This is a genomic window from Bordetella genomosp. 12 (assembly GCF_002261355.1).
Lineage (GTDB): Bacteria > Pseudomonadota > Gammaproteobacteria > Burkholderiales > Burkholderiaceae_B > Bordetella.
Genome location: NZ_NEVU01000003.1, coordinates 1150550 through 1167578 on the forward strand (window position 1 = coordinate 1150550; position 17029 = coordinate 1167578).

At 62.0% G+C, this 17029-nt stretch carries 8 protein-coding genes; all 8 read right to left on the bottom strand.

What is annotated here, in order from left to right; all coding sequences use genetic code 11:
• Nucleotides 1-5: 5 nt before the first annotated feature.
• On the bottom strand, nucleotides 6-770 hold the full coding sequence (locus CAL22_RS17465; protein ID WP_094815447.1) for an efflux RND transporter periplasmic adaptor subunit: 765 nt from the start codon (nucleotides 768-770) through the stop codon (nucleotides 6-8).
• Complete coding sequence (locus tag CAL22_RS17470; protein WP_094815449.1) at nucleotides 767-2389, bottom strand: TolC family protein; 1623 nt, start codon at nucleotides 2387-2389, stop codon at nucleotides 767-769. Before CAL22_RS17470 ends, CAL22_RS17465 begins: the two co-directional genes overlap by 4 nt.
• Complete coding sequence (locus CAL22_RS17475) at nucleotides 2386-10926, bottom strand: DUF4347 domain-containing protein (protein ID WP_167383676.1); 8541 nt, start codon at nucleotides 10924-10926, stop codon at nucleotides 2386-2388. The genes CAL22_RS17470 and CAL22_RS17475 overlap by 4 nt, the downstream gene beginning before the upstream one ends.
• A 346-nt stretch (nucleotides 10927-11272) precedes the next feature.
• Entirely contained in the window at nucleotides 11273-12220 is a 948-nt protein-coding gene (locus CAL22_RS17480) for a hydroxyacid dehydrogenase (RefSeq protein ID WP_094815453.1), read from the bottom strand.
• Nucleotides 12217-12744 carry a M20/M25/M40 family metallo-hydrolase gene (locus CAL22_RS17485; RefSeq protein ID WP_244193930.1) on the bottom strand — a complete coding sequence of 176 codons (528 nt, stop codon included), beginning with the start codon at nucleotides 12742-12744 and terminating at the stop codon, nucleotides 12217-12219. The genes CAL22_RS17480 and CAL22_RS17485 overlap by 4 nt, the downstream gene beginning before the upstream one ends.
• A 349-nt stretch (nucleotides 12745-13093) precedes the next feature.
• On the bottom strand, nucleotides 13094-14179 hold the full coding sequence (locus CAL22_RS17490; protein ID WP_094815457.1) for a tartrate dehydrogenase: 1086 nt from the start codon (nucleotides 14177-14179) through the stop codon (nucleotides 13094-13096).
• Between the two features lie 12 nt (nucleotides 14180-14191).
• The gene (gene gabT / locus CAL22_RS17495) at nucleotides 14192-15457 is read right to left on the bottom strand and encodes a 4-aminobutyrate--2-oxoglutarate transaminase (RefSeq protein ID WP_094815459.1); all 1266 of its coding nucleotides are present in this window, start codon (nucleotides 15455-15457) and stop codon (nucleotides 14192-14194) included.
• A gap of 89 nt (nucleotides 15458-15546) precedes the next feature.
• Nucleotides 15547-17028 carry a sulfatase-like hydrolase/transferase gene (locus CAL22_RS17500; RefSeq protein WP_094815461.1) on the bottom strand — a complete coding sequence of 494 codons (1482 nt, stop codon included), beginning with the start codon at nucleotides 17026-17028 and terminating at the stop codon, nucleotides 15547-15549.
• Nucleotide 17029 lies beyond the last annotated feature (1 nt).

The window sequence follows — 17029 nt, forward strand, 5'->3', positions numbered from 1 at the left end:
CTCGATCATTGCGTAAAAACGGCCCATCCGCTCATGCCCGGCAACAGTTCCGAGGCCCCGGCGTTCAGCACGGCCGTCACATCCACCGTCTGCGTGACCGGGTCGACTCTGGCGCCGATACGCGCGACTTTGGCCGGAAAGCGCTTATCCAATTCATCGACCTGAACGTCCAGCGCGTGGCCCGGCTTGAGCCAGGTCAGCCACTTGGAGGGCACGATCATCTTCAACTCCAGGTGGGAGGTGTCGATGATGGTCAGCAAAGGCTTGCCCGGTTCGGCAAACTGCTGCGGCGAAGCGCTGCGCTTGACGACACGCCCCTCGAAGGGAGCGGGAATGCTGCACTTGCCCACCGTCGCCTGCATATAGGCCACTTCGGCCGCACTGCCCTTGTACTTGGCTTGCGCCTGCTGGACCTCCAGATCGCCGATCGAGTTGGTCGCCCGCAGCTTGCGATTCACGGCCAACAGTTCGCGCGCCCCTTCGGCGTCGGCCTGGGCCTTGCGCAGATGGGCGTTAAATAGCGAGCAGTCCAGGGTCACGAGCATGTCGCCGGCCCGGAACATGTCGCCATCACGCAAAGGCAGCGCAGCGATCTTGGCCGCAATTTCGCTCGACACATCGACCTGGTCGCGAGCGACCAGCTGGATGCGGATCCGTGAGGCGGCATCGTCCGGCGCCGGCGTGGCGGGCGAATCTGCCGCCAGCGTTACGGACGACGCCATCGCCATCACCAGCACACCCGCAGCCCAGCGCTGATGCAGGCCTCTCATTTGGCGCTATCTCCAGCCCCCGGCGCGGCGGCCAACGCGGCGGTGTGCGTCGGTGCCTGGGCGGCCAGGTCGTTCCAGCGCTGCTGCTCCTGGGCGATGGACGCGGTCAACGCCGCGAGATCATTACCACTGAGCTTGTCGCCCAGCGGATCCAGCCCCAACGTGGCCAGCATCCTGCCGTAGGCGCTTTCCAGCTCGCCATAGCTCTGGTACTGCCGCAACTCGGACATCATCGCGGCCGTGGAAACCCGAATTTCCTCGAGCTTGCCCTGCGCGGACGCGGACGTGGCGTTTTGCGTATGCCGCAGAATCTGCTGATCGACGTCGTTGGCTTCCTTGAACAGGTTGTACTGACGCGTCTTGGCCGCCAACTGATTCCGGGCGATATGCACTTGCGACAGCACCGCCATGCTCAACGCCATGCGCTGGGTCTGTGCCACGTCCAGCTGCGCCTGCGCCGCATCGCGGATATTGCCTGCATTCAGCAGGTTGAGCAGGTTCCAGCTGATACGCACGCCGGCCGAGCGCCACGAGTTATAAACCAGAAAGCTATTGCTGTCGTAATGCGTGCCCAGGCTCAGTTCAATGCCGGGCAACAACTTGGCGATCGCCTTATGCGTTTCATTGACGCCGATGCGCTCGTTGTAGCTGGCCTCGACCAGCTCAGGCCGACGCTGCAAGGCCATGTCTTCCATTTTTTCCATGGGCATGTCGAACACCGGCACGATGAACGCATCGCTGGACGCCAGCGTGAAATCCGTGCCCGGATCCATGTTCATCAAGGCAGCCAGACGCGGCTTGGCCTCTTCGAGCTGGTCGCGCACGGCTTCGAGCTGACGCATCAGGTCCAACAACGTGCGCTGGTAATTCAGCGTGGTGATCGGTGATCGCAGCCCCTGCGACTGTTCCCGGCGAGAGTCAGCCAGCGCCGCACGGGCCTGGTCGAGCAAGGGGCCGATACGGTCGCGCAGGCGCTGCGCTCCCAGCGTCTGCCAATAGCTCTCGCGCACCTGCTGCATGAGCATCTGCACTACTTTGCGGCGCCGCTGTTCCAGCACGAGCACATGGTCGGCCTGCTGTTGCGCCTCGAAGTAGCTGACGCCGAAATCCAGAAGATTCCAGGAAAGGCTCAGGTCAGCCGTGCGCGAGTCCTTGTCGGTGGAGAAAGACGGAATCAGCGATTCCTGGCCCGTGTAAAGGCCTTCTGAGCCGGAAGCCAGCTCCCGGTTGCGATTGGAATAACCGGCCTGCGCCGTCAATTTGGGCAACAGATTAAAGTTAGACAGGTCCAGTTGCCGTTGCGACAACGCCTCCTCCATCATCTTCAGTCGATGGTCGAGGTTGTAGCGGACGGCGCGCGCCATGGCTTCGTCCAGCGTAATGGGCCCGGTGACCGGCTGCTGGTTGACGAACAGGACACTGCGCTCATTACGCGCCGTGGCGGCCCTTTCGGCATCGCTGAATGGCTTGGGCTGAATCGCGCAACCGGACAAACCCACGACGGCCATGGCCGCCACCAGCATGGCAAGACGCGGCACGCGTCGATGCGAAGTCTCGTTCTTCACGTTGGCGATACTCTCAGAGGATGTGGCGTAGGAATAGGTGAAGTCAAGAATCATGACCGATGCTCATTGGGTGTGGCCGCAACATGCTGAACGTGCGGGAGGTCGCCGTGCGCAACGTGATCGCGAGACACGTGCAACATGGCCAGGGCGTTGGCAAACTGGGTAGCGAGCGACGACTTGCCCGGCGGCGGGGCGCTACTGGCGCCAGCCTGAGGACGTTGAGCAGGCACGGCATTGACGCCGCTGCCGTCGAGCTTCACGATAATCTCGCGGCTGACCGTGTTGCCGGCGGCATCGGTGCCGATAAGCAGGAGGCGGACTTCGTTCAGGCCAACGGGCGGTTTACCCGTCAACATGCCTAGCTCGGCGTCGAAGTGCAGCCAGGCCGGCAGCCGCGCGCCGTCCGCCAGCGAGACGCTGACAGATACCGCATCCGCCCTGGCTTGCGGCGCACGCAACAGCGACGCGATGCTCAATGCAAACCCGTTATCCGTCTCGCGCAGGGGCCGGACCTCCGCGCGGGGCATCGTCTCGCTCCGAGGCGGCGATACGACGTGATCCGCCATCAAAGCGCCCAATGCGGGCACCTGGGTCTGGCCAAGACGGTTATCGCGCGCGCCCTCAACAGAGAAGGTATAGAGCACCGGCGGCAGAATCGTGCCGATGCCCAGGCCTTGTTCGTGAGCATCCATGACGATGATGGGACTGGATACGGGATCGTAGCGGCCATCGATATCCGTCGTGTTCAACGCCCGCTGGCCGTCCGGACCGCTCACAGCCCCCGGTATCGCCGCTTGCATCCCCGCGGCGCCGAGAATGGGGACGCCAACCGGGCTAGTACCGGCGACAACCTGCACGGTGCGTGAGAGCACGGCGCTGGTCCGATCTCCATTGCTAACCGTGAATACCAGTGTGCGTGCCGCGGCGACCGACTCGGCTTGGGTGTCACGGTAAGTGAGCGCTGCCAGAGCGGCCTGCCACTGCGCCAGCGATGCCGTGCCGCTGGCGGAGGTCAGCGTCAGTACACCTCGCGCCGCGTCATAGCGAGCTACGATATCCCCCGTGGCCGCATCGGCCAACAAGCCCAGTACATCGTGCAGCGCATCGAACTGCCCCGCGAATGCCACCGTCGCCGACGTGGGAGGCGTGGCATTCAGGTCGGTCAAAGTGATCCCGGCGCCTACCAACACCGCCGAGCTGACTTTGCCGTCAGCCGTATAAATCACAGCGCGGCCATCATCGCTGAGCAACGGGGTCTGGTGGGTTGCGGTGATGGCGACGTCTCGCAACAGGGTAGCGCTGGACTTCTGGCCGTCGTTGATGACGAAAAGGACGCTGCGCGCAGCACCACTGGGCGTGACTGCCGTATCGGTATAGGTCACCGAGCGCAGGGCGGCTTGCCACTGCGCCAAGCTGGCGGTGCCGCCCGCCGAGGTCAGCGTCAGCACACCGGTCGCGGCGTTATAGCTGCCAATGATGTTGCCCATGGTGGCGCCATTATTGACGAAGCTCAGCACATCCTCGCCCGACTGGAAGCCCGAACCGATACTCACCGTCGCCGAGGCCAACGTCGTATTGTCCAGATCCGACAGCACAATGCCGTCGTCCACGACGACCGGCGTGGACTGCGCGTTGTCACCCGAGACGAAGGACGCTGAACCGCTGTTGCCGGAGCTGATGATCGGCGTCTGATCCGTGGCCGTCACCGTCACATCGCGCGTGAGCGCCGTGCTGGTCTTGATGCCGTCGTCCACCGTAAAGCTGATCGTGCGCGTCGCAGCGTCGGGCGTGACCGCCGTGTCGGTGTAAGTCACCGAACGCAGGGCGGCTTGCCATTGCGCCAGCGTCGCCGTGCCGCCTGCCGAGGTCAGCGTCAGCACACCGGTGAAGGCGTTGTAGCTGGCGGTGATATTGCCCATGGTGGCGCCATCGTTGACAAAGCCCAGCACATCTTCGCCTGGTTGGAAGCCGGCGCCAATCTGCACGGTGGCGGTATTTAGCGTCGCATTGTCCAGATCCGACAGCACAATGCCATTGTCCACGACGATCGGCGTGGACTGCACGTTGTCACCCGAGACGAAGGACGCTGAACCGCTGTTGCCGGAGCTGATGATCGGCGTCTGATCCGTGGTCGTCACCGTCACATCGCGCGTGAGCGCCGTGCTGGTCTTGATGCCATCGTCCACCGTAAAGCTGATCGTGCGCGTCGCAGCATCGGGCGTGACTGCCGTGTCGGTGTAAGTCACCGAACGCAGGGCGGCTTGCCACTGCGCCAAGGTGGCGGTGCCGCCCGCCGAGGTCAGCGTCAGCACACCGGTTGCGGCGTTATAGCTGCCAACGATGTTGCCCATGGTGGCGCCATTATTGACGAAGCTCAGCACATCTTCGCCCCATTGAAAGCCCGAACCGATACTCACCGTCGCCGAGGCCAGCGTCGCATTGTCCAGATCCGACAGCACAATGCCGCCATCCACGACGATCGGCGTGGACTGCGCGTTGTCACCCGAGACGAAGGACACTGAACCGCTGTTGCCGGAACTGATGATCGGCGTCTGATCCGTGACCGTCACCGTCACATCGCGCGTGACCGCCGTGCTGGTCTTGACCCCATCGTCCACCGTAAAGCTGATCGTGCGCGTCGCAGCATCGGGCGTGACCGCCGTATCGGTGTAAGTCACCGAGCGCAGGGCGGCTTGCCACTGCGCCAAGGTGGCGGTGCCACCCGCCGAGCTCAGCGTCAGCACGCCGGTGAAGGCGTTGTAGCTGGCGGCGATGTTGCCCATGGTGACGCCATCGTTGACAAAGCCCAGCACATCTTCGCCTGGTTGGAAGCCCGAACCGATACTCACCGTCGCCGAGGCCAACGTCGCATTGTCCAAATCCGACAGCACAATGCCGCCATCCACGACGATCGGCGTGGACAGCGCGTTGTCACCCGAGACGAAGGACACTGAACCGCGGTTGCCGGAGCTGATGATCGGCGTCTGATCCGTAGCCGTCACCGTCACATCGCGCGTAAGCGCCGTGCTGGTCTTGACCCCATCGTTCACCGTAAAGCTGATCGTGCGCGTCGCGGCATTGGGCGTGACCGCCGTATCGGTGTAGGTCACCGAGCGCAGGGCGGATTGCCACTGTGCCAAGGTCGCCGTGCCGCCTGCCGAGATCAGCGTGAGCACACCGGTCGCGGCGTTGTAGCTGCCGGTGATGTTGCCCATCGTAGAAGCATTGGGAACAAATCCGAGAACGTCTTCACCCGACTGGAACCCGGTACCAATCTGCACGGTCGCGGTATTCAGCGTCGCGTTGTCCAGATCGGACAGCACAATGCCGCCATCCACGACGATCGGTGTGGACTGCGCATTGTCACCCGAGACAAAGGACGCTGAACCGCTGCTGCCAGAGCTGATGACCGGCGTCTGATCCGTGGCGGTCACCGTCACATCGCGCGTGACCGCCGTGCTGGTCTTGACCCCGTCGCTCACGGCAAAGCTGACCGTGCGCGTCGCGGTCGTGGGCGTGGCCGCCGTGTCGGTGTAAGTCACCGAACGCAGCGCTGCCTGCCACTGCGCCAAGGTGGCGGTGCCGTCCGCGGACGTCAGCATCAGCTCGCCGGCCGCGGCGTTGTAGATGCCCATGATGCTGCCCATCGTGGCACCATCATTGACAAAACTCAGGATATCTTCGCCGGGCCTGAACCCTGCGCGGATCGTCACTAAAGCCCATTGCAACGTGCTGCTATCCCGGTCCGTCACCGTGATTTGATCATCAATGACAATGGGCGCGGCCGCCGAATTGTCTCCCGCGACAAAAGACGTTGACCCACTATTGGAGGTACTCAGCTGTGGCGTCTGCTCGGGCACGCTGATCGCGATATCACGCGTAACCGGTGCGCTGGATTTGATGCCGTCGTTAACCGTGATACTGATCGTGCGGGTAGCCGTATCCGTGACCAGTGAATTGGAGTATGTCACTGCCCGTAGCGCAGCCTGCCACTGCGCCAGCGTCGCCGTGCCGTCGGCCGAGGTTAGCGTCAGCACGCCGGTCACGGCGTCGTAGCTGGCGCTGATGTTGCCCATGGTGTCGCGATAGGCAAAACCCAAACTATCTTCGCCGCTATGGAAGTTCCCGTCGATACGCACGGTCGCCGAATAAAGCGAGATGTTGTCCAGATCTATCACGGTGATACCCGCGTCGATGACGACGGGCGTCCCTGGTGCATTGTCTCCGGCCACGAACGATACGGAGCCGTTCGAACTCAAGCTAAGCACTGGCGCCTGGTCTGTGGCGGTGACCGTAACATCGCGCATATGCGCAGCGCTGATACCGGTGCCGTCACTGACCTGAAACGCGATGGCTCGCGTGACCGTACTTGGTATGGTCACGGTATCGGAATAAGTCACCGACCGCAGGGCGGCCTGCCACTGCGCCAACGTCGCCGTGCCGCCCGCCGAGTTCAGCGTCAGCACGCCAGTCGCGGCGTTATAGCTGCCACTGATGTTGCCCATGGTGGCGCCGTCATTGACAAAGCCCAGACTATCCTCGCCAGGGGCAAAGCCCGCGCCTATCGCCACCGTTGCAAAGGCCAGTGTGGCGTCGTCCATATCCGACAGCACGATACCGTTATCCACGACGACAGGCGCAGATGGTGCGTTGTCGCCCGCGACAAACGATGTCGAATCGCTATTGGCGGATCCGATGACCGGCGTCTGGTTCGTGGCGGTTACCGTCACATCGCGCGTGAGCGCCGTGCTGGTCTTGACCCCATCGTTCACCGTAAAGCTGATCGTGCGCGTCGCGGCATTGGGCGTGACCGCCGTATCGGTATAGGTCACCGAGCGCAGGGCCGCCTGCCACTGCGCCAGCGTCGCCGTGCCGCCCGCCGAGGTCAGCGTCAACACCCCAGTGAAGGCGTTGTAGCTGGCGGAGATGTTGCCCATGGTGGCGCCATCGTTGACAAAACCCAGCACATCTTCGCCTGGCTGGAAGCCCGAACCGACGATCACCGACGCCGAGCCCAGCGTCGTATTGTCCAGATCGGACAGCACAATGCCGCCATCCACGACGATCGGTGTGGACTGCGCATTGTCACCCGAGACAAAGGACGCTGAACCGCTGCTGCCGGAACGGATGACCGGCGTCTGATCCGTGGCGGTCACCGTCACATCGCGCGTGAGCGCCGTGCTGGTATTGCTGCCGTCGCTCACGGTAAAGCTGATGGTGCGCGTCGCGGTCGTGGGCGTGGCCGCCGCATCGATGTACTTCACCGAACGCAGCGCTGCCTGCCACTGCGCCAAGGTGGCGGTGCCGCCCGCCGAGGTCAGACTAAGCACGCCGGTCGAGGCGTTGTAGACGCCTAAGATGCTGCCCATCGTGGCACCATCATTGACAAAACTGAGGAAATCTTCGCCGGACCTGAACCCTGCACCGATGCTCACGGAAGCCCATCCCAACGTGCTGCTATCGCGGTCCGTCACCGTAATTTGATCATCAATGACCATGGGCGCGCCCGCCGAATTGTCACCCGCGACAAAGGACGCTGAACCACTGTTGCCGGAACTGATGATCGGCGCCTGATCCGTGGCCGTCACCGTGACATCGCGCGTCAGCGTCGAGCTGGTCTTGATGCCGTCGTCCACCGTAAAGCTGATCGTGCGGGTGGCGGTATTGGGCGTGGCTGCCTTGTCGGTATACGTCACCGCGCGCAGCGCTGTCTGCCACTGCGCCAACGTCGCCGAGCCACCCGCCGATGACAGCGACAGTACGCCGGTAAAGGCGTTATAGCTGGCTTCGATATTACCCATCGTAACGCCATCATTGGCGAAACTCAGCGTGTCCTCGCCCGGCTGGAAGCCGGCGCCAATCGTGACCGTGGCGGAAACCAAGGTGCTGCTGTCGAGGTCGGACACAACGATGCCGTCGTCAACGGCGACAGCGGTAGACGGTGCATTGTTGCCCGCGACGAAAGACGCTGCCCCGCTGTTGCCAGAGCTAAGGATCGGCGTTTGGTCCGTGGCGCTCACCGCCACATCGCGCGAGAGCGCCTGGCTCCAAGTGCTGCCATCACTCACCGTGAAGCTGATCGTGCGGGTCGCGGTATTGGGCGTGACCGCCACATTGGTGTAGGTCACCGAGCGCAGCGCCGCCTGCCACTGCGCCAAGGTAGCGCTGCCGTCTGCCGAGATCAGCGCCAGCACGCCGGTGGCATTGTTATAGACGGCAAGGATATTTCCCATGGTGATGGGATTCGGCGTAAATCCGAGGATATCCTCGCTCTGCTGAAAACCGGCGCCGATCGTCACTGTCGCCGAAAGCAAGGTACTGCTGTCGTAATCTGACACCACGATGCTATCGTCCACCGCAATGCCGGGGGACGGCCCATTGTCCGCAGCCACGAATGATGCAACGCTCCCATTACCCGAGACGAGGACCGGCGACTGCTCGGCGAGCGACACCGTCACATCGCGCGTGACGGCGGCGCTCGACGTGGATCCGTCGCTCACCGTGAAGCTGATCGTGCGGGTTGCGGTATTTGGCGTGATCGCCGTGTCGGTGTAGGTCACCGCACGCAGGGCGGCCTGCCACTGCGCCAACGTTGCTATTCCTCCGTCCGAGCTCAGAGTCAGCACGCCCGTGAGCGTGTTGTAGAGGGACCTGATGTCGCCCATCGTGGAGCCGTCGTTGATGAACGACAGCACATCTTCACCGGTATGCAGGTTGCCGGTGATCGCAATCGTCGCGCTTGTGACGCTATTGCTCACGCTCGTCACGGTCAAGCTGGGGTCGACGACGACGGATGATGATGCGGGATTGTCTGCCGACACAAAGGCCACGCTGCCGGAACTCGACGACCCGATCGCCGGAGCAGCGCTGATCACGTCGATGGAGTACACCACCTCCTTGCTGTTGCGCTCGCCATCGTTGACAGAGAACGAGATGGTGCGGGTACCGGCCGCGTTCGAAGAGCCCGCCATGAATTGGACAGCCGACAACACGGTCTGCCATTGCTCCAGCGACAACGCGCCGTTTGCGGTCAGTGTCAAGTTGCCGGAGTTGGTCTGGTAAGTAGTGGTGAGGCCGCTTTCACCCACAACAGCGCCCGAGAGAACAAGCAGATCGCCGGGCTGTAAACCCGACGTGATCTTCACCGTCGCCGACTGCAAGGTCGTGTCGTCCGCATCGCTGATGTGAATACTATCGACAACGGGCGCGCCCCCGTTACCCAGGACATAAACCGAGCTCGAAGCGCCACTTTCCACCAGAACGGGTGACTGCCTCGATGCCACCAGAGAGATCGTCTGCGTAGCGACGTTGCTTGAGTCATAGCCATCGTTGAACGAGAACGAAATGGTGCGCGTGGCACCAGAAGACGTAAGGCCCGCCCCTGTACTCGAAAAGGTGACCGACCTGAGCACGCTTTGCAATCGATCCACCGAAACCCCGCTGTCCCCCTCTATCGAGAGAATGCCGGAGGATGTGTTGAAGGTGACGGAAACGCCACCTTCATCCGTGCACGACAACACGTCTCCGGCCTGGAAGCCACCACTGATCTGGACGGTGACCGATATCAGGTTGTAGCCGTTAGAGTCGCTCATCACCAGACCGGGCGCCACGACGATAGGCTGCCCCCCAGTGCCCGCGCCCGCATCGGCGGAGGTCCACGTCACGCCGCCGCCGCCAATGTCGATTGACGGCAGCCACGGATCGCGCACAGTCGGGATCACGCCCAGCAATCCGTCGAACTCGGCATACGCCCCCGCCGGATCGTTCAGCGTGGGATGTACGGCACCCACCTCGTACTCCAGCGTCCAATCGCCGCCCAAGGCAGCGGCGCCCGTATCATCGATGGACGCCGCGACGTTCAAATGGGAGATGTCTGCAATCTGTTGCACCAGCCACTGGCCATCGGCCTGCTGCGCCACGTCGCAACCGTAGATCAGAAAATCACCGCCGGGCTTCATGGCGGCGCCGATCTGCGTCAGCTGGGCCCGAAAACTCTCCAAGGATGCGGCAGTCAGCCATGCCGATCCCGCCTGAATGGCACCGTCTTCGCCATGGGACAACAAACTGATGGATTCGATACCCTGATGCGACGTCAGATACTGCGCGATCTGCGCAAACCCGTCCGTACTCGCGTCAAGCAGAACGTACTGCGTACCCGCCGGCAAACCATCAATCAGCGCCTGGTAATTGCCAATGCTGGGATCGATGAAAACGACTTGCGAAGATAAACCGGCAGCAGGCGCTTCGGCCTGCTGACTCTTCTCACCAGCCTGAGTGCCGTCGTTGCCCGCCGGGCGGCCGGCATGCTGGACCACCGCAGGCGGGGTGGCATCGGCCGCTCGGTCGGGCGCGGCAGAGCCCGACGGCGGCGAGCCGGGATCCTTAAGCGCCGGATCGGCCAAAGGGTCGCTGTGATGAGCAACCCCTGCAGCCGGTTCAGCGCCCGGCGGTTGCGCAGCAACCGCCGCGACCGATGCGTCGTAAACGACCCGAGGCTCGAGCGCCATCAACAAAGGGGAGCCCGCCACGCCCGGCCGAGGGCTGATGCCCTTGCTCATACGGCGCGCCAACCACTGCTTGACCATCTTCATGACCTGCTTCTCCATGCGGGCCGCGGTTGCCGCGAACTGAAGCCGGCTTATCCCGGCTCGGGCGCACCACTATTCGTCAGATATGTACAATTTTGATACAAACCGCCAAGCACAGTGTATCTGATGTAACACATGAAGATAAACAAAAGATAAACCGAAACAATGCCCTTTCAAACCGAATATGAGACCTGGGCATAAACCCGCGCGGTCCTGGGGGCATAAAAATAAACGCGCTATTTTTCAAAGCATTGCGCTAGACGCGAGGACTTAAACGCGGCGGCTGGCAGCCCCGGCGAAGGCGGCCATCGGCCACCCTGCGGACAACATCGCGGCCTCCTCGGCGTATCTAAGGGTTAACGATATGTGTCGGCCGGCGCCCCTGCAGAACATCGACGATCTGTTGGGCCACCGCGATCGCCGTCCGCGCCAGGGCTTCTTCCGTGCTACCTCCCGCATGCGGCGCCAGCACGACGTTGGGGCAATCCAGCAGAGGATGGCTGACTGGCGGCGGCTCCTCGGAAAAAACGTCAATTCCCGCCCCCCCGAGGTGACCCGATTTCAGCTGCGCGGCCAACGCCGACTCATCGACCAGGGAAGCCCGGGCGGTATTGATCAACAGCGCGCCCGGCTTCATGCCTGCCAGGGCGGCTGCATCCATCAAAGCGTGGGCGCCCGGATTACCGGGCCGATGCAATGAAACGATGTCGGCCCGCGCCAGCAAACTGGCAAGCTCTGCCTCCCGTTCGCAACCAAGAGCCGTGATCTGGGCAGCAGGCACCGATGGCGAGTACACCAACACGCGCATGCCGAAACCGTGAATCGCCATACTGGCCAGGGTACGCCCGATTTGCCCGAACCCCACAATGCCCAAGGTCATCCCCGACAGCTCGCGCAGCCCCCCCTCGAAGCGGGCATCCCAATGCCCCGTCCGCACAGCACGATCCAATGTGACGGTCCGCTTGACCAAGGCCAAAGCCATCGCCATGACGAGCTCGGCCACCGAGCGCGCATTGGCCCCTGGCGTATTGACCACCAAGATACCGGCCTCAGAGGCCGCCTTGACGTCGACCATATTGGTCCCCGCCCCGTGACTGCCGATAATGCGCAACTTGGTTCCGGCGCGCACCGCCCTGCCATCGAGACCGGCGTTGCGCGTGATCACTGCCTCGCAGTCGCCGATGGCACGGGCCACATCGTCCATACTGGCCGAAACGGGCTTGACGCAGGCAATGCCGGCCTCTTCCAACAGGGCAATGCCTGCCTGGTGAATCGGTTGAACGATAAGACATTTCATACTGTTTTCTCCGCCAGGCCACCGCCTGGCTCATCACGGGCCAGAATGCCGGCCAGCAGGCAGGCTCCGAGCCCAAAATCATCGAGGCTCATCGCCTCGTCGGGATTGTGTGAACCATTCTCATTGCGCACGAAAATCATGGCGGATCGCACGCCCTGCTGCGCAAAAACCGCCGTATCATGGCCCGCTCCGCTCGCCATCAACTTCGCCGCAATGCCAAGATCGGCCGCGTCAGCCTGCAGCTGCCTGACCAGCGCCGCGTCCATCAGGGCCGGGCTGGAACCCGTCTGCGGCCCGAAATCCACCTGCGTGCGGGTGCGCTGCGCGGCCTCGGCCGCGCTTGCGCGCACGAGCCGGTCGAAATCGAGCAGCACGTCCGCGCTCTGGCTGCGCACATCCAGGCAACAATCCACCTCACCCGCCACCTTGCTGAAAGCATGTTCACGCGGGTTGGTCGAAATCTGGCCCACGGTCACCACCAGATCCGCGCCCGCATGCTCCCATTGCTCCCATGCGTCGTCCATGGCTGCCATCCAGCGCGGCAGCGCGGACCGAAAATCCAAACGAGCCCAGAGGGATTGAGTGGTCCGGGCCAATACCTTATTTGATTTTGATAGCGACGTGAAATGGCGCGCATTGTCGCAGTAACGCAGGCAGCGAGGAACTCAGGATCGCGGAATGCTGATGCATAGAAGCCACCGGCGCGTGTCATGGCACGCCGCAATGCGAACCGACCGGCGACTGTGCGTTGCCTATCCTCGGAGCCGCAGGGGCGATTTCTGGGCACGCCACGAGTTCAATGCCGGTCCACGAATGCGCGCGAGTCGAGCTGCCGAACATAAGAGATACCGCAGCCCGGTCACGAAGAAACCATCAGACCGTTTCAATCGCGCGGCAAATGGCTAGTCCGGCCTCTGCCGTCGAAGCGTTGCCTCCAAGGTCAGGCGTCACGTCACCGGCAAGCAAGGTCTTCTCGATAGCGCGCAAGATAGCATCGTGCGCCTCTCGATATCTGCCTTCGCCGTGTCCTAGAAAATCCAGCATCATCGCCCCAGACCAGATCATGCCGATCGGGTTCGCGATGTTCTGACCATAAATATCGGGCGCCGAGCCATGGACCGGTTCGAACAGCGACGGAAAATCGCGTTCCGGATTCAGGTTAGCGGACGGAGCGATACCGATGGTTCCCGTGCATGCGGGACCCAGGTCTGAAAGGATGTCACCGAACAAGTTTGAGGCCACGACAACGTCAAAGCGTTCCGGGCTGAGGACAAAGCGGGCGGCCAGGATATCGACATGATATTTGTCCCAGCGAACCTCCTGATACTGTTTGGCCATGGCCTCCACCCTCTCATCCCAATACGGCATGCTGATTGAAATGCCGTTGGACTTCGTCGCCGAGGTCAGATGCCGCTTAGGACGGCTCTGAGCCAACTCAAAAGCATATTTCAGAATACGATCGGTACCCCGGCGAGTGAAGACCGACTCCTGCAACACGAATTCATTTTCGGTGCCCTCGAACATTCTCCCGCCGACCGACGAGTACTCTCCCTCAGTGTTCTCGCGGACCACATAGAAATCGATGTCGCCGGGCTTGCGGCCAGCCAACGGAGACGGCACCCCCGGCATCAGCCGCACCGGGCGTAAGTTCACATACTCATCGAACTGACGCCGAAATTTCAGTAGCGAACCCCAGAGCGAAACGTGATCGGGAACTGCGGACGGCCAGCCCACTGCGCCAAAATACAGCGCCTCGCACCCCTTCAACTGGTCGAACCAATCCTCGGGCATCATATCGCCATGTTCGGCGTAATAATCACAACTGGCCCATTCGATGTGCTTTAAATCCAATTGAATGGAGAACCGCCTCGCCGCGGCTTCCAACGCACGCACCCCCTCGGGCATGACTTCTTTGCCTATACCATCACCGGGGATGACGGCAATTTTGTGAGGTTTCATATGGCCTCTGGCTCAGCAAACGCGTTGAAAAGCACGAGTCAGGGCGTCAAATGCCTCATCCAGTTCGGCATCGGAGACGACCAGCGGCACCAGGCAGCGGATCACATTTCTTTTCACTCCGCACTTGATGGCAAGAACGCCTTCTTCCCGCGCGGCATCCAGAAGCTTCTGCGTCATCGCGGCATCCGCAGCGCCAGAGCCCGGATCAGTAATCGAGATAGCAACCATCGGTCCCAGTCCGCGTACATCGCCGACGAAATTGAAACCATCCTTCAACTGTTGGAACCCTGCCCACAATCGACGGCCGACCTCCTGCGCCCTTGGCAAGAATGTGGGTTGCTCCATGATGTCCAACACGGCGAGAGCGGCCGCGCAGGCAACCGGATTTCCGCCATAGGTCCCGCCGAGCCCGCCCGGAAGCGGGGCATCCATGATCTTGGCACGGCCCACCACGCCTGATAGCGGCAGCCCTCCGGCAAGACTCTTTGCCACGGTGATCAAGTCCGGCTGAACGCCCAGCTGCTCGAAGGCGAAGAGACTGCCTGTGCGTCCAAACCCCGTCTGGATCTCATCGCAGATAAGAACGATCCCGTGCTCGTCACACAGGTTGCGCAAGGCTGCCATAAAGCTAGCTGGAGCCATGCGAAAGCCACCATCGCCCTGGATGGGCTCGATCAAGATGGCAGCGACGCGAACTGCCGCCACGTCGACATCGAACAGATTTTGCAGCGCGGCGAGAGAGCGCTCTGCGCTACAGTCCAAGGACGCATCCGGAAAAGGCACATGGTAGATGTCGGGAGCGAACGGCCCGAAGTTCTGCTTGTAAGGTTCACTCATCCCGGTCAGGCTCATGCCCAGCAACGTTCGGCCATGAAAGCCACCGCTGAACGCCACGACGGCACTGCGCTGGGTGTGAGCACGTGCGATCTTGATCGCATTCTCAACAGCCTCGGCCCCCGTCGTCAAAAACACTGACTTGTAGGGTTCTCCCCCACCGACCAACTTATTCAGTCGACTCGCCAACTGCATGTAGGGAGCATAAGTGGCAACTTGAAAAGCGGTATGGGTCAACTCGGCCACTTGCTTGCCCACGGCTTCGACAACCGCTGGGTGACAATGGCCGATGTTCAGCACTCCGATACCGCCGACGAAATCAATATAGCGGGTTCCATCCGATCCCCAGAGTACGGCGCCCTCACCCCGGGCAACGTCGATCGGGTGGGCCGTCATCACTCCCCGGGCGATAGGATACGGATCAATCATGTTGGTTTTCTGCATGAGATTAGCGGCTCAATAAGAGAAGACCGGGCGAGGCAACGCCGTACCGCACGGCACGCCCTGGTCAAGGGTAAGTAAAGACGTTCGGATCAGAGATTGGCGGCATCCGGCGCGGCGCGTTCGAACACAGCCTGCGTTCCGGGCGCGGGAGAAAAGGAAAAGTCGCCCTTGGCCTGGATGACGGACTTCCCGCCATGTTTTTCCAGCAGTGCGCTCTGATCGGATTTGGCGAGATCATTGATGGCTTCCGGATCGCATATTGAGCGCAGCTCGGCATCAAGCCGCTCGATGACCGGCACCATCTCCGGTTCTGCTGCCACATCGCGCAGTTCTTCCGGGTCAACCAGGAGATCAAACAACTGCGCGGGATATCCTACGTAATAGACATACTTGTAACGTTCGTCTCGAACCATGTACGAGCCGGTCCGCGAGCCCATTCCGTGAAACTCCGCGAATACCACCCGATTAGCCGGGACCGTGGCCGAACCGGCGAGCGATGCTCCGCGCAGGCCCGCCACTGGTGGCTGCGCCAAGACGCCTAAACTGTCCAGCACGGTGGGAAAAAGATCCACATGCGTCACGGGCCCGCGGTGTACCGCCCCCGCGTTAAAGCTCGGCCCGGCTGCTATCAGCGGCACGCCCACGGACTCCTCATACATGGTGGTTTTCCCCCATAGCCCGCGCGCTCCGAGGTTCTCGCCATGGTCGCTGGTGTAGATAACATCGGTGCAGGAGGTCAACCCGACCGCGTCCAACTCTCCGAGAATGAGCCCGACTTGCTGGTCGAGAAAAGATACCAAGCCGTAGTAGCCCGCCATCGCCCGGCGCACTTTATCGTCGGTATCGAAGTGGCTGTCATAGTCCAGACTCCGGGCGTAATCGACAATGTACGGATGGCGAGGCCGCTCCGGCGCGGCGTACTGTTTTGGCCAGGGAAGGTCAGGGTCATCGTAGTACCGGAAGTAGAACTCTTCGGGAGCCGTAAGGGGGAAATGGGGCGCCACCAGAGAGATAAAGAGCGCCCACGGGGCTGCGTCGGGCGTTGCGCGCGTGCGGATCCACCGCCTCGCCTGCTCAGCGATGTCACGGTCATACTTCGTATAGGTGGACTCTCCGGGGCCGGCCTGATTCGCCATCTCGGCGACCCCTCCCCTAATGTTCAACTCGTCCCGGATCAAGTCACCCAGATCCCCCACGCCATCCACCACATGCATGGGGATGATCTCTTCGCTGAACCCATTGTCGTCCTCCACCGATCTGAAATGCAGCTTTCCGATCGAAGCGACCTCGACCCCCGCATCCCGCAGGACGCGATGCCAACTGATGGGATTCCCCATGTACGGGTGCGCGTTGTCCCACGACCTCACATCATGCGCATAACGACCCGTAGCCAGGACGGCCCGGGCCGGCACGCAAGCGGGCGAATTGCAGTATGCGGCGGGGAACCGGGTTCCTCTGGCCGCGAGTTGGTCCAGATTAGGCGTCAGCACCAGCCTGTCGCCGGAGCAACCCAGAATCTTGGGGTTGTGTTCGTCAGAAATAATAAATACCAGGTTCTTTGCGTGCTTCACA